Origin of the sequence: Glutamicibacter arilaitensis (assembly GCF_044793945.1) — a bacterium.
GTDB lineage: Bacteria > Actinomycetota > Actinomycetes > Actinomycetales > Micrococcaceae > Glutamicibacter > Glutamicibacter arilaitensis_B.
Genome location: NZ_CP084994.1, coordinates 981,118 through 999,785, shown reverse-complemented (window position 1 = coordinate 999,785; position 18,668 = coordinate 981,118). Strand labels below are relative to the sequence as shown.

Here is an 18,668-nt window from a genome sequence, read left to right as displayed (position 1 = left end):
TCTAAGGATTAAGCTCGTGGCTTTTCGCGCATCTCGAAGGTCTCGATGATGTCGCCTTCCTTGACGTCGTTGAACGAGCCAAGTCCGATACCACACTCGAAGCCCTCGCGGACCTCGGTGACGTCGTCCTTTTCGCGGCGCAGCGAATCGATGTTCAGGTTGTCGCCCACTACCTTGCCATCGCGAACCAGGCGTGCCTTGGTGTTTCGCTTGATGGTGCCGGAGCGGATGATGGAACCTGCGATGTTGCCGAACTTCGAAGAGCGGAAGACCATGCGGATCTCGGCGCTGCCCAGGGCAACTTCCTCGAACTCTGGCTTCAGCATGCCGGTCAGCGCTGCTTCGATGTCATCGATTGCGGAGTAGATGACCGAGTAGAAGCGCATGTCAACGCCTTCCTTATCGGCCAGGTCTGCCACGCGCTCTGCCGGACGCACGTTGAAGCCAATGATGATGGCGTTATCAACGGTTGCCAGGTTGACGTCGTTCTGGGTGATTGCACCCACGCCGCGGTGGATCACGCGCAGCTGTACGTCGTCGCCCACGTCGATCTTCATCAGCGAGTCTTCCAGTGCTTCGACAGCACCGGAGGCATCGCCCTTGAGGATCAGGTTCAGCGTATCGATCTTGCCATCTGCCACAGCCTGGTCGAAGTCTTCCAGGGTGATGCGCTTGCGGCGCTTGGCCAGCATGGCGTTGCGCTCTGCGGTTTCGCGCTTGTCAGCGATCTGGCGGGCGGTGCGCTCATCTTCGGTGATCAGGAAGCCGTCGCCGGCGCGTGGCACCGAAGACATGCCCAAGACCTGAACCGGACGCGACGGCAAAGCCACGTCGAGGTTCTCGCCGTTTTCGTTGAACATTGCACGCACGCGGCCGTGGGCGGTGCCCACAACCATGGTGTCGCCAACTGCCAAGGTACCGGACTGAACCAGCACGGTGACAACCGAACCGCGACCCTTATCCAGGTTCGCTTCGATGGCCACACCGCGGGCAGACTTGTCAGGGTTTGCCTGCAGTTCCAGCACGTCACTGGTCAGCAGCACGGCATCGAGCAATTCGTCGATACCATCGCGCTGCAGCGCCGAGACGTGGATGAACATGGTGTCGCCACCGTATTCTTCGGGAACCAGACCGTATTCGGTCAGCTGGCCCTTGACCTTGTCAGGGTTGGCATCTGGCTTATCGATCTTGTTGACTGCAACGATGATCGGCACGCCAGCAGCCTGTGCGTGGTTCAGCGCCTCAACGGTCTGCGGCATAACGCCGTCATCCGCTGCGACAACCAGCACTGCAACGTCGGTGACCTCGGCACCACGGGCACGCATGGCGGTGAACGCCTCGTGGCCCGGAGTATCGATGAAGGTCATCGCGCGGTCGCGGCCCTCGTGCTCGTGGTTGATCTGGTAGGCACCGATGTGCTGGGTGATGCCGCCATGCTCGCCCTCGATAACGTTCGACTTGCGGATTGCATCCAGCAGTCGGGTCTTACCGTGGTCAACGTGGCCCATGATGGTGATGACCGGAGCGCGCTCTTCGAGCTCGTCTTCGCCTTCAGCCTCAAGTTCAGCATCCAGATCCAGACCGAAGCCTTCGAGCAGTTCCTTGTCTTCATCCTCTGGGGAGACAACTGCGACCTTGTAGCCCAGCTCTGCGCCGAGGACCTCGAAGGTAGCCTCGTCCAGCGACTGGGTGGCGGTAGCCATTTCTCCCAAGTGGAAGAGCACGGTGACAAGTGCTGCCGGGTTGGCACCGATCTTGTCTGCGAAGTCGGTGATCGACGCGCCACGGCGCATACGGATCTCGGTAGCTCCGTTGCCGCGTGGAACGTTGACGCCACCGAGGCTCGGAGCACTCATCTGCTCCAATTCCTGGCGCTTGGCGCGCTTGGACTTGCGCTGCTTGCCGCGTCCGGCGCCTCCCTTGCCGAAAGCACCGCCAACGCCGCCACGGCCGCGTGGAGCGCCCGGACGGAATCCGCCGCCACCTGCACCGGCACCTGCACCCGGAGCGCCACCTGGACCGCCGCCGCCACCTGGACGACCGCGACCACCAGCACCCGGACGACCGCCGGCTGCTGGAGCCGGACGATCGGTACGGTTAGGCATCATACGTGGGGTTGCGCCACCGGCGGCGCTTGCAGCACCTGGACGGGGGCCTCCCGCGCCGGCACCGGCCGGACGTGGTGCACCGGTTCCGGCACCTGCTGGGCGTGGACCGCCCTGACCGGCTGGACGCTGTCCGCCGGCACCTGCTGGGCGTGGACCGCGACCTGGTGCGCCACCATCACGTGGTGGGCGTGGGCCGCCAGTGCCCTGGCCGCCTGCACCCTGTGGGCGTGGGCCTCGGCCTGCTGGACGTGGACCGCCCTGGCCGCCTTCGCCGCGCATTCCCTGCTGTGCGGAGAATGGCGAGTTGCCCGGACGTGGACCGCCTGGACGTGGGCCACCGGCGCCTGCTCCGGCTCCGGCGCCCTGTGGGCGTGGTGCACGGTTCTGACCGCCATCGCGGGAACCGCGACGCTCATCTGCGCCGCGCATTCCCTGCTGCGAGGAGAATGGGCTGTTGCCTGGGCGTGGGGTGCCAGCTGGCTTTGGTGCTGGCTTTGGACCTGGGCGAGGACCGCCCGGGGCCGGAGCTGCCGGGGCGTCTGCCGCGGGAGCCGTCGCTGCTGGAGCATCTGCCGACGGAGCCTTAGCTGCCGGGGCCGCTGGAGCAGCTGGAGCCGCTGGCGACTTAGCCGCTGGCGCTGCCGGTGCTTCCGGAGCCTTAGCTGCTGGAGTTGCCGAGGCAGCAGCTGGCTTGGCCGCAGGCTTAGCGCCTGGCTTTGGGCCGCCGGCACGTGGTGCTGGGGTCGCGCCTGCTGGCTTTGCTGGGGCTGCCGAACCTGGGAAGGCGTCGCGCAGTTTGCGCGCTACCGGAGGTTCAACGGTTGAGGAAGCGGAACGAACGAATTCGCCCATGTCCTGCAACTTAGTTAGTGCTTCTTTTGAAGTAATTCCGAGCTCTTTAGCGAGCTCGTGAACGCGGGGTTTAGCCACATCTCTCCTGTGTCGATGCGATCGGCTAGAACCCCCGGGTTCAATAAGACTTGGGTGTTCTGGCTGATCAGCGTTGTAATTCGTGAAATTCTTCCGCCGCACGGTGGATCACGCAAAACCGATTGTTCATCGTTGTGCGCTCAACTTAGCGGACTCATCGGGTTGCCATCAGATTTCTGACCCGCTTTCATCATGATTGCCAGATAGCCGGCCCGTTGCCGACTGATCTTCGTATGCGGCGAACTGCTGTGCCACGAAGGAATCATCAACCGAGCTTCTAAAAGCCCGGGAAAACGCCTTGCGTCGCACAGCATGCCGCACACACTTTTCGGTTCCATGGGTCCAGGCACCCCGCCCTGAGGCGGCGCCCGAAAGATCCAGATGCACACCGCGCAGCGGTGAGTCCTGGTTCAATACCCAACGGAGTAGCTCATCTTGAGATGTGATGGTTCGACAGCCAATGCACGTACGTTGCTGATGCAGTTTCATGCGAGCGCCATCCTCACCTTCCACAACTTGTCAACGAGCCAACTACTAGTCTAGCGCGTTTAGACCTCGACATACGCGTGAGATCCAGATCACAGGTACGCCAAGGTCAAAAAACGTGCTAGGCAAATCTACTTTCCAGCTCCCGTTCGCCGGGATCCGGAATTGCTCACATTTAGAACTGAGGTTCCTTGCCTCCGGAAGCGGCAATGATGTCAATGCGCCACCCGGTCAGCTTGGCGGCCAGACGCGCGTTCTGACCCTCCTTGCCGATAGCCAAGGACAGCTGGCTGTCCGGTACGACCACGCGAGCACGGCGCTCGTCTTCGTCGAGGATCTCAACAGAGATGACCTTCGAAGGGGACAACGCCGCAGCGATGAACTTCGCCGGATCCTCGTTGTAATCAACGATATCGATCTTCTCGTCGTTCAACTCATTCATCACCGCACGCACGCGGGTGCCCATCTCACCGATGCAAGCGCCCTTGGCGTTCACTCCGGCCTGGGTGGCGTGCACTGCGAGCTTGGTGCGGTGACCTGCTTCGCGGGCCAGCGCCTCAACCACGACGGTGCCGTCTGCGATCTCTGGAACTTCCATTTCGAACAGCAGGCGAACCAGGTTCGGGTGCGAACGCGACAGGGTGATCGCTGGGCCCTTGGTACCGCGCTCAGCGGAGACCACGTAGGAACGCAGTCGGCTGCCGTGGGTGTAGCGCTCGCCTGGAACCTGCTCGGGAGGTGGAAGCAGTGCCTCAACCTCGCCTATATTCACCTGGACCATATGCGAGGAGTGGCCCTGCTGGATGACACCTGAGATCAGCGTGCCTACGCGGGAGGAGTACTCCCCTACAACCACTGCATCTTCAGCCTCGCGCAGACGCTGCATGATCACCTGGCGTGCAGTGGACGCCGCAATGCGGCCAAAGCCGTGTGGGGTGTCATCGAATTCGCCGAGCAGTACGCCGGCGGAATCACGGTCTTCGACGAGGATGGCCACATGTCCGTTGCTTGGCTCGATATGAGCGCGAGCGCCGGGCATTGCGCCGTCGGTCTTGTTGTAGGCCAGCAGCAGTGCCGACTCGATGGTAGGGAGCAGCACCTCCATCGGGATGTCCCGCTCTTTTTCCAGGATGCGTAGCGCATCGAGATCTATGTCCATGCCTAGCCCTCCAAATCTTCGATATCAATATTTTCAAATAGCGCGTCGTCGAAATTGATTTCCGGGTCGACGACTGCCTTGCGAATGTCTTCTAGGGCGAAGGTCTTCGGTTCATCAACCTTGATCTTCATGCCCTTCTTGGCAGGCTCGTGGTGTACAGAAATGACTACCTCGGTGTCTGCGACCTCGGTCAGGCGGCCACGCAGCTTGGTGCCATCGGCGAGATTGAACTTCACCATCCGGTTCTTCGCACGGATCCAGTGACGGTTCAGCGTCAATGGGCGCGAAAGACCTGGGGAGCTTACTTCGAGTTCATATGGATCTACTGACGCATACTTGGCGTCCTGATCTAAGGCATTAGAAATGGTGGTAGTTACTTCACCAAGTTCGTCCAAAATCACCGATTGGGTGCCGTCAGCCTTGTCGACGATGACCTGTACGATCATCTGCTTTCCCGAAGCGCGGACAGAGACTTCTTCCAGCACCAGCCCGTGGGATTCCACTTCCTTCTCCAGCACGGTCGTCAACCGTTGTGCCTCTTGTTCGGTATCGGCCGGCTTAGCGGTCATGGATATCCTCCCACGTTATTCGATGTTGTCCTTTAAGGGTATATGCACGCACCCAAGATGAGAACTGCTTATTGGTCACAGGTGAAAGAACTCACGCGCAATTCGCGGAATTAGCGCGTTTGAACCGGACTTAGCCCGGTACTTCATGGCATGATCGAATCGCCATGACTGAGAACCCGACGCCGCCACCCACCCGTAGCACTGCGAAAGTCAGGCGCGCACCGGGCTGGATAGCACCGCTAATGGCCGGAGTTTTATGTGCGGGCCTCACCTGGGGTGTGGGTATGACCATCTTTCGTGGAGCTTTGGAAGAACGTGGGCTGCCGGAGGAAATCCGCGGCAGCTCCCAAGAACAGCAACAGCTGTGGCAGTACGGCTCGACCTTAGCGCAGCTCGCTTCCCAGGCCGGGACTCTGGCCGCACTGGCGGACAAGGACAGCGCAGACGCCCTGAGCGAATTGAGCTCCACCCTGAACCATGGTTCGATGCTGGTTGGCCAATTGAGCTTCGAGGACCAGCCAACGGTGCCTTTGGAGCAGAGCTTTAGCCCCGAGGCAGTTTCCAAACTGGCCGGGCAAGTCGCCGAGCTGAGCACTCAATTGCCGGTCGTTCCCGAAGAACAAGCGTCGCTGGCACCTGTCTTGACGCAGCTGGCCTTCCAAACAAATCTTGAGGCGCGTAGCGCCCTTCGCACCGTCGCCAAACAGGAATTGGTGGATCAGCTACCCGTACCGCTCATCGCCGGGGAGAGCCACGCCGAAGGTGAAACGGTGGGTTGCCTCAGGGAAGCAACGCTACTAAACCCAGAAACTGCGATTACCGATCCAGCGTTACGTGATGATGTGCGGCTGGCCCGAGCGCTGGACCGCGGCTACGCATTGGATTACACCTTGCAATTGCAGGCTGCTCGCGGATCCAACGCGGACGCAGCAAAAATCGAGGGACGCCGCACAACCTTAAATGCGGAGCTGCGCAAGGTGCGTTCGGTATTGCCCGAGGATTGCGCGGATCTACGCCAGCCGGCTTATGTTTTGCCGGAGGACGGCCTGAATGACCTTGGGTCACTTGCTGCCGAAGCCGAGGACGATTTCGTTCAAGCGTTAGCTCTCGCCTCGGGTGCCGCGACGGACAGCGCGCAAGACACCCTAGCCGAGCTTACTTGGCAGATCCTGCTTGAGCAGCGCCAGCGTGGACTAGACCCAGAGCTGCTGAACGCCGGCGAGTAATTACGGCCACGTATTACTCGCATGGCTGGGGCTACACGACTCAGCGACCCAAACGTACCTTCTCAGCATGATGTGCCAGCATCCCTGTGTGTGACAAGATACATTTAATCGCACAGATTCTGAGGAGCTCCCAGTGCTAGTTTCCCGCAGTGGCATTTTCGGCAGCGAGTCGTTGACAATCCGCCCACGGCTGATTGTCAATGACTCGTGGACCGAAACACAGTCGCGGAGAAATCTCGCCAGAGCAACAGAGCTCTAGGGAGACGTCAAATGAATGTTCCCCGCGGTCCAGGTTTTGCCGGTAAAAACTCCGAAGGTTCTTTGCAGCGCAATTCCGCGGGAATTTCTGGGACAGACCAAGAACGGGCGCATTCCACGGGCGGCGCCACCAGTGAGCGCCGGACAACCACCTTGTTGCCGAACAATATCTTTTTCCATCGCCTGTTAGTTGCTACCGCCGGATTTAGCTTCGAGATGTTTGTCTGGTCAGCGAGAAACCCTGGAGGTTTTACTAGCCACATCCCGATCTGGGCAATCATCTTGGTTGCCGCTCTGGGGTATGCGACACTGCTCAATACACGCTCGCCAGTCCCTGGGTACTTGACGATGATTTTGCTGAGCGCCGGTTGCCTATTTATTCCCGGGGCGCCGACCATGATGGTCGGATTCCTCATCGCCATTTTTTACATGGCACGCCAGCTAACACGACGCCAAGCCTTCGTGGCCTTGTTTGGAGCGGTAATTCCGATTCTGACAGTCTCCTTTGCATCGGTGAAACTGCAAATCCTCGAAAACTTCTCTACGGTGCTCTACAGCATCTGCGTTGTGACGCTGATTGTCGTCGCCGTTTGGGCTTCTGGCGTAGCTTTGGCTCGCTACGAGCACACATTGCGCACCGAACGTGTTTGGGCGCTCAGCGCCCGCGAGGAGGCCACCGCGATGGAGCGACTACGCATTAGCCGGGACTTGCACGACTCCGTGGCGCACTCACTCACGGCCATCGTCTTGCAAACCGCCGGATTGCGAGCGGTACAACGCTCGAAGTCGCGCGAGATTGATTTGGATGCGGCCCTCGCAGATGTGCAAGAGACCGCCGAGCAGAGCATCCGCGAACTGCACCGGATGCTAGGCCTCCTGCGCAGTGACGTGGATGCTCCGGACTCTCCGCCTCGGGGCATCTCGGACTTTGTCGAGCTTATCGAGGCAGCGAGAACTTCGGGCGTCGAAATCCACATGTCCACTTCCGGCGCCGAGCGCCCACTTGATCCAAGCGTCGGGCACGCTGCTTATCGTGTCGTACAAGAGAGCCTGTCAAATGTGATGCGCCATGCCGGGCAAGGAGCGAAGGCCTACGTCGAAACCCACTGGAATACCAATACGGTGACTGTATCCATTCGTTCGCTCTCCGGAATCACCGAAAAATCTGGGCTCTCGGGCGGCTTTGGACTGCTAGGTTTGCGTGAACGCGTCACGATCTGCGGAGGAACGCTAGTCAGCGGCCCCACCGAAAGCGGATTCCTCGTCAAGGCGGTTTTGCCCGTGCGAACCGAACTGACCTCGGGTCGTAACAGTCCATCTGAAGATTCGTGAGCGGAGCGTTTACGCGTTGAGTGCAGACCCAGATCCCGCGGTCCAAGGCCCGAATTCAAGTGCCAGAACTCGAATCCTCATAGTTGATGATCAGCCAATGGTCCGAGCTGGCATCTCTATGCTGCTTTCCGCTGAGCCCGATCTTGCGGTAATCGGAGAGGCAGGTTCGGGGTCACAAGCACTTGAACTAGCCGATAAATTCACCCCCGACGTAGTGCTCATGGATGTCCGCATGCCCGGCATCGACGGGGTTGAAGCTACCAGGCAGCTCGTACGAGAAACTCGCACGAACCAGGACCGGCTGGTCCGAGTACTGATCATGACGACATTTGACGATGAGGAGGTCGTGGTCAAAGCCCTCCAAGCCGGAGCCAGCGGATACCTGCTGAAACATGCTTTGCCCAATGAGATCTCGGCCGCCATTCGGCGAGTAGCGGCGGGCGAAACTTGGCTGGATGCGACGGCTGCCACCAGGTTAGTGCAACGCCTGCACATGAACGCCAGTATCCTCCCTGATATCGCGAAGTTATTGACTCCGAGAGAACAAGAAGTGCTCCGACTGGTTGCAGCGGGCATGTCGAATCAGGAGATCAGGGATCTGCTGGTGCTCAGCGAGGCAACGGTCAAAACTCACGTTGCGCGAATTCTATTCAAGACTGGATCTCGTGACCGAGCCTCGGCTGTGTCCTTGGCTTACCGTTCAGGCTTCAGCCGTCCCGATGACAAGGTTCCGGGACAAAACTGAGAGTTTCCCGAGAAAGATACCATCCAGGTATGACGACGGTAGAACCCCAATTTGAGATCCTTTACATAACGCCATAGCAATCCCCCTACCGTGGGGAGGATATGGCGACGTGGGAGCGGTTGTTACCACCGTATGACGTCCTAGATGACGATCAGCCTCTTTGGGGATCTGCGTTGAAGGGGAAGGTTCTTGGGGCAAATCCAAAAACTTTTCCCTTCTCAACGCACCCGGCCTATGGGGATGGGTCGAGGCAGTTCGATGATGATTCTAGGTAAGGCAATATGGGGACATTGCCTCCAGGTATTGTCGGTTCGCTATGCAAGCGAACCGACAATTCGTGGTTAACGAGCAAAGAAAATCTCCACAAATCACTAGCGTTGAGTAGTTAGCCAGCGGGATATCCCAGTGTCCGGGTTCGGCAAGGAGAAGTTTTAGCCATCCTGGCTTCTAGACATGTCGTCAGCCCCGAGAAGTAGTTGTCCCGCTAGGCAAAGATCATATCGGAACCGAGTTTGATGATCAGTGCACACACAACGATCACGAAGATGATTCGGATGAATTTGCTACCCTTGGAAATCGCCATGCGGGCACCGAGATAGCCTCCGGCCATATTCATCAGTCCCATGGCCAGACCTAACCCGAAGACCACGTGTCCGGCCGGTATGAACAACACCAAAGCACCAAAGTTCGTGGCAAGGTTGACGATTTTCGCTTTAGCCGAGGACTGCAAGAAGTTGTACCCCAGCACCGTAACCATTGCGATGATCAGGAATGATCCGGTACCCGGACCAATCATGCCGTCATAGCCGCCGATAATCAGGCCGATTAATACTGCCCGAAGGTAGTGGCCGCTGCCTCGATAGCGTAACTTGCTCAGCTCTCCGGCTTTGGGTTTGAAAATTGTGAAGGCCAGCACCGCCACCAACGCAGCGATAATGATTGGCTGGATGGCTTCTCCGGGAAGAAGCGTCGCAATGGCTGCACCACCAAAAGCACCTACCATTGCCATCAGCGCCATAGTGATCGCCGTCTTCAGGTCTGGGCTGGTCCGCCTGTAGTAGGTAACCGCACTGGTAGCCGTGCCAAAAATGGAACCTAGCTTATTCGTGGCCAGGGCCTGTACTGGGCTCATTCCGGGAAAGAGAAGCAGCGCGGGCAACTGGATCAATCCACCGCCACCGACGACCGCATCAATCCAACCAGCCGCAAACCCTGCCAGTAAAAGCAGGATCAGCGACGTCCAGTTGAATTCAAGACCATCAAGTGACAATAAGGAGAGAATCTCCGGCACCGCGCTGCACCTCTATTCATTTATTCGTTTTGAAAAGATCCCGGCGGGTTACGCGGTTAGCTCTTCCACCACGTCGATAACGGCAACGTCGCGACGCTCACCGGTGGCACGGTCCTTAACCTCAACCACCCCGTCGCTTAGTCCTCGGCCCACTACAACAATAGTTGGCACGCCGATCAGCTCGGCGTCGGAGAACTTCACTCCAGCAGAGACCTTAGGACGGTCATCGAAGATAACTTCCATGCCCTTGGCCTCAAATTCCTTGGCAAGCTTTTCGCCCGCTTCCAGCAGCTCTTCGCCCTTGCCGGTCACCACAATGTGGATATCGGCCGGGGCGACCTGCTTTGGCCAGGCCAGGCCCTTCTCGTCGTGGTAGGCCTCGGCGAGGGCCGCGACCGCACGGGTAACGCCAATACCGTAGGAACCCATGGTGACCACAGACAGCTTGCCGTTCTTGTCCAGTACCTTCAAGTCCAAAGCTGCCGCATACTTACGTCCAAGCTGGAAGATATGCCCCATCTCGATACCGCGTTCGGCGCGTAGCGGACCGGAGCCATCCGGAGCTGGGTCGCCTGCGCGCACGTTGACCGACTCAATGATGCCGTCGAAGGAGAAGTCACGTTCGGCTACCAGACCGAAGACATGCTTGCCCTTTTCGTTGGCACCGGTGATCCAGCTAGAGCCGGAAACCACACGAGGGTCAACTAGGTAGGTGACGCCGCTGGAGGCTTCGGTGCCAAGTACTTGCTGGTCCAGTCCGTTGCCCGGGCCAATATAGCCGGTGATTAGCGCTGGGTGCTTGGCGAGGTCTGCGGAAGTAGCCGCTTCAACCAGCACTTCACCGTTGATGTCCAGGGCCATGCCGATGGTCGCTTCCGCACGCTTCATATCGACCTGACGGTCCCCGGGAACACCGATGACCACCAAGTGGCGATTCCCTTCGGGATCGATGACCGCAACGACGACGTTCTTTAAGGTGTCGGCTGCCGACCATTCGCCTTCTGCGCGAGGGCGCAGCTCATTGGCGACGGCTACCAGCGTGTCGATGGTCGGAGTGTCTGGGGTATCGAGGATTTCGAAAGCCGGCGCGTTGCTGAAATCAATTGCTTCAGGAACGACGGTTGTCACCGCCTCAACGTTGGCTGCGTAACCACCTGGCGAACGCACAAAGGTGTCTTCACCGATGGCGGTTGGGTGCAAGAATTCCTCGGACTTCGAGCCTCCCATGGCGCCTGCCTGCGCGAACACTGGCACAACTTCAAGGCCCAAACGCTCGAAAATACGAACGTAGGCGCCGCGGTGCGCGTTGTAGGCCTCGTCGAGTCCTTCGTCATCAATGTTGAAGGAGTACGAATCCTTCATGATGAATTCGCGACCACGCAGCAGACCTGCGCGAGGGCGTGCCTCGTCGCGGTATTTATTCTGGATCTGGTACAGGTAGGCAGGAAGATCCTTGTACGAGGAGTACATGTCCTTGACCAGCAAGGTGAACATCTCTTCGTGCGTCGGAGCAAGCAGGTAGTCCGCACCCTTGCGGTCCTGCAGGCGGAAGAGACCCTCGCCGTATTCAGTCCATCGACCAGTCTGTTCGTATGGCTCGCGTGGCAACAACGCCGGGAAATGAACTTCCTGAGCGCCAATAGCATTCATTTCTTCGCGAACAATAGCTTCTACGCGAGCAAGCACCTTCAGGCCCAGTGGCAGCCAGGTATAAATGCCCGGAGCCGCACGGCGAATGTATCCAGCTCGAACCAACAGCTTATGGCTGTCTACTTCTGCTTCAACCGGATCTTCGCGCAAGGTGCGCAGGAACAGGGTGGAAAGCTTCAAAACCACGCGGGGCGTCCTTTTCCGTAAGTCGCCGGTCCATGGTGTGCCACTGGAGGTCGACTCAGCTATGCAAAATCTGATGTGTAATTGGCCTGAAAATAGCCTTCCACAATTCTAACCTCTATAGGCAAAACCCTAGTATTCCTAAGGCTGTGGAGACTACCGTGATTCTCACCGCAGTATGAGAACTACTGCTCGGGGTGGGTTTCACTCCGGAGGTTGACCGCCCTGCTCGAAACTCTCGCCAACCACCCTTCGATGATCACTTCACGAAGTTGATCAACTTTGATGCGTTCTAAATGAAATAGCACAATGTCAGTTCCGGTCAAATGCTGGATATCGAAGAAAAGATCTTCGAAGGCATCGATGAGCTCTTTCTTGGTGGTCTCCGATGCGGTACGCAGCGCATAGATTTCACCTTGCGGGATAGGCAGACCCTGATCAACGAGTCTTTTCGTGTCAGTTTTCCCTAAAGGTCGTCGCCAAATGACCATGCCGCGTGGAACCGACCACTTTGCTCCAGTGCCATAGCCACTAATGCCTTCCTCGAGCTGCGGCAGGTCTGCTGCTATTTCTCGGATGTCTGCAATTGTGGCCATCCCCCATGCTCTCGCGCGAAGATGAAGATTCGCAAGTGCACAATGCATATATTGAGCTGGCATACAGTAACGCCGCCCGCTTCCAGAATGGGAGCGGGCGGCGCATGGTGAAAATCTCGCCTTACTGAGCCTTCTCTAGCTCGGCAACTGCGACATTTAGTTCCTTGACGAGCTCGTCAATTTTGGCCTGTTCATCCTCTACCGCACCGGAATAGGAAATGGACACCGCGTTTGGACCAACAAGACCCTGCACGGAATAGCTACCCATCGGAACCTCCGTGCCTTCCATGGAGATGCTTGTCTTCGTTGCTGTGGTCATTTCCGCGTCCGAAGTAGCATCAAGCATTTCAGCTGAAGCGTTAAGCTTCATGCCCTGCATTTCCATCGAGAAGCTGTCACAGCCCTGCATGTCTTTGGCCTCGACTGTTTTCTTGATCTCGGCAAGCTTTGCATCGTCTTCATAGGAAGCAACGCTGTAGCTGGTTGATTCACCAGTCGCCTCACCTGCGACAGTCGCAACAGCCATGTTAATGCCTTCAATATCCCATGAGCTCTGCTGAGCGACCAGATCAGCGCACTTAGCAGGCTCGATGTTCATGCCCTTGATCAGTTCCTTCGCCTGTGGAAGTGACTCTGCGATCGCGGCACCATCAATGATCTGCGCACCAGATTCGTCGGCAACAAGCTTTTCTACGATTTCCTTTACCTTTGCGGCACTCAAAGGTTCCGCTGCTGGAACTTGTTCTGCCGCTGGTTGCGAGGCCTGTGCCTCACCCGATGCTGCTGGAGTGTCAGTACCAGAGTCTGAGCAACCGGTCAGTGCCAGCGCGCCTGCCAACGGAAGCAACCAAAGTGAACGTTTTTTCATGATTCTGTCCTCACATTGAGTGGTGTCGCTTCCACTGTATTAGAATATTGGTTAGAAATAAAAGACCACAGTGCAATTATTGCAACGATTTGATTTCGGCAAAAGCTTGGTCGGTCAGCTTCATAGCTTCTCCCGCAAGCAAGGGCGCTTCAACGGTTCCACTGGAGAATGTCACTAGAACGAAATTATTTCCATCGAGAGCCTGCACCGCAACCGAATTCAGGTGTTGCTCTGCCCCGACCTTCATTTGGGTAGCCATTGTCAGTGCCTGGTCTGCGGTCGAGTCAAGGTCCAAGATCTGACGGTCCGTATTGACAGCCTCACCCGAGACGCTCACGCTTATGGATTCGCATCCTTCGATGTCCGACAGCTTCAGAGCCTCAGAAATGTTTTTGCGAGTCTGTGCATCGGTGATTGAAAATACTTGAATCACTTTGCCCGTGGAGTCGCCCTGAATCGTTGCAGATGCCGCCACCGTGCCAGTCAAGTCCGTGACAGTGTACTTTTCTTGTTGCTGGGCGCACTCCTCAGGCTTGATCCCATTGCTGCCTGTCATGTTCTTGGCCTGTTCAAGTTGAGGCTTCATCACCTCGTTGTCCAAGACCTGCGCCGTGGAATCCGCACCAACAAGTTTCGTGACCACGTCCTTGACCTGATCCGCGGTGAGTGTCTTCCCGCTTACTTGTTCTTGCTTCTGAGACGGAGCGGGACTCGACTCGACTGTTGCTGGATCAGCATTGTCGTTTCCCGCGCAACCAGTGAGAAGCAGGGTTGCGGCCAACGGTAGCAGCCAGAGGGAACGCTTGGTCATAGATCAATCCTTAGAATGCACCGTGGCGCTAGGCCAGGCTGGATATGCAGAAATAGCGAAGTTTCGAGGATCTACTCAAGTTCGGCAAATAACGCGTCGATTCGTTCCGAAGCACGTTTGAGTTGCTCTTGAGTTTGATCTGCAGTCGTTTGTTGCTGGAAGCCGACCATCACATTGCCCCGCGCCGCGCGCACCATGAGTTGCTGTTGCGTGTGTGAACCATCGCTGCTGGTAACCACGTAGGCGTCATTGAACTCTGCATTCGTTTTCGTTGGTTGTTTCGCCAAATGGTATGCGAGTGTTTTCCCGTCGATGGTCACCGAATATCGCGCACAGTCGGAGCTCGCCTTCGCTTCGCTCTCCCATTGGGTCTGCAACGCTTCCACATCTGGATAGACCGCAACCGTCAGATATCGATCCTCGAATTCCACCACAGCCATCTTCGCTTTGGCCAACTGTTCGGTAACAGGAGCGGCGAAGGTAACACCGCACTTACTTGGTGAGACTTCCAAACCCTCAATCCAGGCCTGCGCCTCGGGGATACTTTTACGCAGTTGCGAATCCGCGATGACATTCGCTTTGGAATCGTCCTTGACGAATTCCTTGAGCTGCTTCTCAAGCTCGACGGCGTTAATCTGTAGCGCGCTTCCCGCCGTCTCCTCTTCGGGTTCAGTCGGGGCGCTGCAACCGCTAAGCAGTAGCGCGGCAAGGCAAAGTGCCGAGGCGAAGTAAGTTTTGGAGCATTTGGCAAGAGCCACAGAATTTCCCGTCACGATAGTTACTGTGCTCGATTCTAGAAGACGTCGCACCCATCTCGGCGGATTATGACCTTTAGGCCAAGACTACGCCGTGCATGACCATCGCGTGGGATCTCTAGTCACTTCCCGTGGGGCGCTCCCCAGACATGAGGAGTTGCGCCCCGAACAACAACCAACATTTGACGACGTCTCGCGCGTCAAATTCTCGGACAATACTAAAAAAGTATCGTCGCAAACGTTCCGGTCTGCTCGAATCCAACCCGTTCATAGGACCGGATGGCAGGCTCGTTGTAGTTGTTCACGTACAGGCTCACAATTGGCGCGAACCGAAGCGCATAGTCAACCGTGGCGGCCATATATCCGGCAGCAAGTCCCCGTCCGCGGAAACGGGGGCTAATCCAAACTCCTTGGATCTGCACTACCGAAGTCGTGACGGTTCCGAGGTCTGCCTTAAAGATGATCTCACCATATTCATCTACATCGATCACGGTGTGACCCTCTCGAATCAACTGGCGCACGCGGCTTCGATAAAACCCTCCCCCATTGTCCAAAGGTGAGTATCCAAGCTCTTCTTCAAACATTGCAGCACTGGCAGGCAGGACGAGGTTAAAGTCCTGCAAGGTCGCCACGCGGAGAGATTCTATCGGATCAAAGTTCGCTCGGTGCCCAATGGTCATCAGCGGTTGGTTTTCGCGGATGTCGAAGAATGCTTGCGGGCCAGTTGCAAGGACTTCTTTCATCGCCAGCACCGTCTCGGCGGGTCCAAAAACCGAAGCGAAACGTTGACGTGTCTCCAGCGCCTGCTGAGCATAGGCGCGAGCGTGATCGGCGTCCATGGCGGTGGGCGCAATATTTGCGCCCACCCAACATGCTGATTCCAGCCCGTCTTCACCGTTGATTCCGAGCAGATGGGCAAAACCATCTGGAACAGCGGAACGGTGCAGCGCGAGCTGTGACCGAGTAAAGATATTAGCGACGGGGTCTTGTTCCAGCAACGCCAGTAGGGCCGCAGTATCCCTGCGACCCAAGACTCGCACTTCCCCGGGCGGGCTCTGCCTAGCTGACGGAGACCACGGGAGAACCCGAGGCAGGATTCTCGTCATCGCCAAGATCCATTTCTTCAGCTAAACGATTAGCTTCTTCAATAAGAGTTTCGACAATCTGATCCTCGGGAACGGTCTTGATTACTTCGCCCCTGACGAAGATCTGTCCCTTCCCATTACCGGAGGCTACGCCAAGATCGGCGTCGCGCGCTTCGCCCGGTCCGTTAACGACACAGCCCATAACAGCTACTCGTAGCGGAGCGTCCATGCCTTCAAGGCCTGCGGTGACCTTTTCTGCCAACGAGTAAACGTCCACCTGAGCGCGGCCACAAGATGGGCAGGAAACGATGTCCAACTTGCGTGGACGCAAGTTCAACGATTCGAGGATTTGGTTACCAACCTTGACCTCTTCGACCGGCGGGGCCGAAAGGGAAACACGGATGGTGTCGCCAATGCCCTGCGAGAGGAGGGAGCCGAAGGCGACAGAGGACTTGATGGTGCCTTGGAATGTCGGACCGGCTTCGGTGACACCAAGGTGCAATGGCCAGTCGCCTGACTCAGCCAAGAGCTGGTAGGCACGGACCATGATGACCGGATCGCTATGCTTGACCGAAATCTTGAAGTCATGGAAACCATGTTCTTCGAACAGCGAAGCTTCCCAGATGGCCGACTCTACGAGTGCCTCAGGAGTTGCCTTGCCATACTTCTTGAGCAGCTTCGGATGCAGCGAACCACCGTTGACTCCGATACGAATCGAGGTACCGTGATCCTTAGCGGCCTGAGCGATTTGCTTGACCTGGTCATCAAACTTGCGGATATTTCCGGGATTCACGCGGACGGCACCACAGCCGGCTTCAATTGCCGCAAATACGTACTTCGGTTGGAAGTGGATGTCGGCGATGACCGGGATCTGCGATTTCATCGCGATGATCGGCAAGGCCTCAGCATCTTTGTCGGTCGGGCAAGCGACGCGCACAATGTCGCAACCGGCGGCCGTCACCTCAGCGATCTGCTGCAGAGTTGCGTTAATGTCATGCGTCTTGGTCGTAGTCATCGTCTGCACGCTAATAGGCGAGTTCGAGCCGATGCCCACATTGCCGACATTGAACTGACGGGTTTTACGACGTGGAGTGATTACCGGCGGTGGTGCCGCCGGCATGCCGAGTTTGACCGAAGTCAATGGATGCCTCCGAAGTGATTGTAGGTATTTCTATACCAAGTATCGCACCGTCTGGCGTGCTATTGGTAAGGATGCGAGAAAAGCCACGACCAGCGTCGTGGCTTTTCATCACAGATTCAAAGAAAAGTTACTTAGTTGGATTCTGCAACGGCACGGATGTTGCTCAGTACTTCTGCAACCTGCTCGGCAACTTCAGCGTCATCCTTAGGATGGGTTTCGGCAAAGCGAACCACCGAGTTAGGGATGGAGAGCTTCACGTTCTCAAGGACGTTGGCGCCTGCAATGTTCAGTGCCTTGCGGGCTTCGTCCTGGGCCCATACGCCACCGTACTGACCGAAGGCGGTGCCGATGACAACCGATGGCATGTCCTTGACGGCGCCTGCTCCGAATGGGCGTGAGAGCCAGTCGATAGCGTTTTTGAGAACTGCTGGCATGGTGCCGTTGTATTCAGGAGAAATCAGCAACAAGGCGTCCGCCGCGCCAACCGCGTCACGCAATGCCTGCGCTGCCATAGGCACGCCGCCTTCAACGTCATGGTCTTCGTTGTAGAACGGAAGGCTATCAAGGCCCGAGTACACGCTCACTTCAACGCCTTCTGGAGAGTTCAGGGCGGTGGCTTCTGCCAGTTGCTGGTTAGTTGAACCAGAACGCAGGGAACCAACGAGGGTAATAACCTTTGTAGCCATATAGTTCTTCTCCTAATTTAGTGCATCAAAAAGTAGACAAAGCTGACGCTTCATCTACTCCAACGAGTAGCTCTGGGAATCAATTCCGCTACAGCATGTGACATGGCGCACGTAAAATGCGTGTATTGCACAATCGCAGTTCTGCATAGGCCTACCAGCGCAGAAACGAATTCGTTGCCGGACAATTGCGATAGATCTAACTCAGTTAAAAGCGGCACGGTCACTTCTTGTCTGCACTTGCAGCAGACAGTTCGCGTTCCCACCCTTCAACTAAGGTTGCGGACATACCGCAACACCCGAGCGTCCGCTTTTCGCCCGGTCCATTGGAATCCGTCTAAATCTTCCGCAGATCCTAGCCTGAAATGAATTAGTAGCAGCCGCGAAAGGCCTCTCTCCGGAGTCACTTGTTAGGTCAAAGAATTAAAACCCCCCGACCACAATCAAAGTGATTGTGGCCGGGGGCGATGAACATCGAGTTTTCAGGAAGCGAATTGCGTGAGCAGGCCGATCACCGGGTTCCATTCGGTGATGTCGGTCTGCTCTAGCGCGCCGACCTTGCTGAATGGATCATTAGCCAACACCTCATTGAGGGCGGACTTGTCCTCAGCTGCAAAAATGAGCAGGGCACCGTCCACTACCGGGGTGGGACCCGAAGCGAGAAGGCGAACCGCACCATCGCCGAGGAACTCACAGAGGTAATCGCGGTGCGCCGGGCGGTGTTCGTTGCGCAGGTCGGTCGAGTCCTGAGCATAGGTGTATTCAACAGCAAAAACAGTCATGGCTACAGCC

Annotated in this window: 17 protein-coding genes; 3 read left to right on the top strand and 14 right to left on the bottom strand. The window is 57.2% G+C overall.

The annotated features are described in order from the left end of the window. Positions 1–8 precede the first annotated feature (8 nt). The 4 genes from infB to rimP all read right to left on the bottom strand — a co-directional run bounded on the left by infB (position 9) and on the right by rimP (position 5,252). On the bottom strand, positions 9–3,038 hold the full coding sequence (gene infB / locus LG294_RS04665; RefSeq protein WP_404289977.1) for a translation initiation factor IF-2: 3,030 nt from the start codon (positions 3,036–3,038) through the stop codon (positions 9–11). Between the two features lie 168 nt (positions 3,039–3,206). Beyond that, positions 3,207–3,527, bottom strand: a complete 321-nt coding sequence (locus LG294_RS04660) for a YlxR family protein (protein WP_404289975.1) — start codon at positions 3,525–3,527, stop codon at positions 3,207–3,209. Positions 3,528–3,699: 172 nt separating this feature from the next. Further along, on the bottom strand, positions 3,700–4,683 hold the full coding sequence (gene nusA, locus LG294_RS04655; protein ID WP_404289973.1) for a transcription termination factor NusA: 984 nt from the start codon (positions 4,681–4,683) through the stop codon (positions 3,700–3,702). Positions 4,684–4,685: 2 nt separating this feature from the next. Then, positions 4,686–5,252, bottom strand: a complete 567-nt coding sequence (gene rimP, locus LG294_RS04650) for a ribosome maturation factor RimP (protein WP_404289971.1) — start codon at positions 5,250–5,252, stop codon at positions 4,686–4,688. Positions 5,253–5,536: 284 nt separating this feature from the next. Here rimP and LG294_RS04645 point away from each other — a divergent pair, with 284 nt between their 5' ends. The 3 genes from LG294_RS04645 to LG294_RS04635 all read left to right on the top strand — a co-directional run bounded on the left by LG294_RS04645 (position 5,537) and on the right by LG294_RS04635 (position 8,813). Beyond that, a complete protein-coding gene (locus tag LG294_RS04645) occupies positions 5,537–6,478 on the top strand; it encodes a hypothetical protein (RefSeq protein WP_404289969.1) in 942 nt (313 codons plus the stop codon). Positions 6,479–6,748: 270 nt separating this feature from the next. Further along, complete coding sequence (locus LG294_RS04640; RefSeq protein ID WP_404289967.1) at positions 6,749–8,068, top strand: sensor histidine kinase; 1,320 nt, start codon at positions 6,749–6,751, stop codon at positions 8,066–8,068. Between the two features lie 97 nt (positions 8,069–8,165). Beyond that, positions 8,166–8,813, top strand: coding sequence for a response regulator (locus tag LG294_RS04635; RefSeq protein ID WP_404289965.1), 648 nt, complete (start codon positions 8,166–8,168; stop codon positions 8,811–8,813). Between the two features lie 484 nt (positions 8,814–9,297). Here LG294_RS04635 and LG294_RS04630 read toward each other — a convergent pair whose 3' ends face one another. The 10 genes from LG294_RS04630 to LG294_RS04585 form a co-directional block, all read right to left on the bottom strand. Continuing rightward, positions 9,298–10,104, bottom strand: a complete 807-nt coding sequence (locus LG294_RS04630) for a TSUP family transporter (protein WP_404289963.1) — start codon at positions 10,102–10,104, stop codon at positions 9,298–9,300. 48 nt (positions 10,105–10,152) lie between these two features. Continuing rightward, a complete protein-coding gene (locus LG294_RS04625) occupies positions 10,153–11,940 on the bottom strand; it encodes a proline--tRNA ligase (protein WP_404289961.1) in 1,788 nt (595 codons plus the stop codon). A 182-nt stretch (positions 11,941–12,122) separates the two neighbouring features. Then, positions 12,123–12,596, bottom strand: coding sequence for a hypothetical protein (locus tag LG294_RS04620; protein ID WP_404289959.1), 474 nt, complete (start codon positions 12,594–12,596; stop codon positions 12,123–12,125). Positions 12,597–12,654: 58 nt separating this feature from the next. After that, entirely contained in the window at positions 12,655–13,401 is a 747-nt protein-coding gene (locus LG294_RS04615) for a hypothetical protein (RefSeq protein ID WP_404289957.1), read from the bottom strand. A 76-nt stretch (positions 13,402–13,477) separates the two neighbouring features. After that, complete coding sequence (locus LG294_RS04610) at positions 13,478–14,212, bottom strand: hypothetical protein (protein WP_404289955.1); 735 nt, start codon at positions 14,210–14,212, stop codon at positions 13,478–13,480. Between the two features lie 71 nt (positions 14,213–14,283). Further along, on the bottom strand, positions 14,284–14,970 hold the full coding sequence (locus tag LG294_RS04605) for a hypothetical protein (protein WP_404289953.1): 687 nt from the start codon (positions 14,968–14,970) through the stop codon (positions 14,284–14,286). 215 nt (positions 14,971–15,185) lie between these two features. Then, complete coding sequence (locus LG294_RS04600) at positions 15,186–16,007, bottom strand: GNAT family N-acetyltransferase (protein WP_404291641.1); 822 nt, start codon at positions 16,005–16,007, stop codon at positions 15,186–15,188. A gap of 19 nt (positions 16,008–16,026) precedes the next feature. After that, entirely contained in the window at positions 16,027–17,193 is a 1,167-nt protein-coding gene (gene ispG, locus LG294_RS04595) for a flavodoxin-dependent (E)-4-hydroxy-3-methylbut-2-enyl-diphosphate synthase (protein ID WP_404289951.1), read from the bottom strand. Between the two features lie 131 nt (positions 17,194–17,324). Continuing rightward, positions 17,325–17,879: an NADPH-dependent FMN reductase gene (locus LG294_RS04590; RefSeq protein WP_404289949.1), complete on the bottom strand. Its 555-nt coding sequence runs from the start codon at positions 17,877–17,879 to the stop codon at positions 17,325–17,327. 479 nt (positions 17,880–18,358) lie between these two features. Next, positions 18,359–18,658 (bottom strand): YciI family protein, encoded by a 300-nt coding sequence (locus LG294_RS04585; RefSeq protein ID WP_404289947.1) that lies wholly within the window; start codon positions 18,656–18,658, stop codon positions 18,359–18,361. Between the last annotated feature and the right edge of the window lie 10 nt (positions 18,659–18,668).

Bases quoted from the DNA above. Each gene is read 5' to 3' on its own strand.
- LG294_RS04640 (WP_404289967.1), top strand. From the start codon at position 6,749: ATGAATGTTCCCCGCGGTCCAGGTTTTGCCGGTAAAAACTCCGAAGGT.
- LG294_RS04635 (WP_404289965.1), top strand. From the start codon at position 8,166: ATGGTCCGAGCTGGCATCTCTATGCTGCTTTCCGCTGAGCCCGATCTT.
- LG294_RS04660 (WP_404289975.1), bottom strand. From the start codon at position 3,527: ATGAAACTGCATCAGCAACGTACGTGCATTGGCTGTCGAACCATCACA.
- LG294_RS04615 (WP_404289957.1), bottom strand. From the start codon at position 13,401: ATGAAAAAACGTTCACTTTGGTTGCTTCCGTTGGCAGGCGCGCTGGCA.
- nusA (WP_404289973.1), bottom strand. From the start codon at position 4,683: ATGGACATAGATCTCGATGCGCTACGCATCCTGGAAAAAGAGCGGGAC.
- rimP (WP_404289971.1), bottom strand. From the start codon at position 5,252: ATGACCGCTAAGCCGGCCGATACCGAACAAGAGGCACAACGGTTGACG.
- LG294_RS04620 (WP_404289959.1), bottom strand. From the start codon at position 12,596: ATGCCAGCTCAATATATGCATTGTGCACTTGCGAATCTTCATCTTCGC.
- LG294_RS04590 (WP_404289949.1), bottom strand. From the start codon at position 17,879: ATGGCTACAAAGGTTATTACCCTCGTTGGTTCCCTGCGTTCTGGTTCA.
- LG294_RS04645 (WP_404289969.1), top strand. From the start codon at position 5,537: ATGACCATCTTTCGTGGAGCTTTGGAAGAACGTGGGCTGCCGGAGGAA.
- LG294_RS04610 (WP_404289955.1), bottom strand. From the start codon at position 14,212: ATGACCAAGCGTTCCCTCTGGCTGCTACCGTTGGCCGCAACCCTGCTT.
- LG294_RS04585 (WP_404289947.1), bottom strand. From the start codon at position 18,658: ATGACTGTTTTTGCTGTTGAATACACCTATGCTCAGGACTCGACCGAC.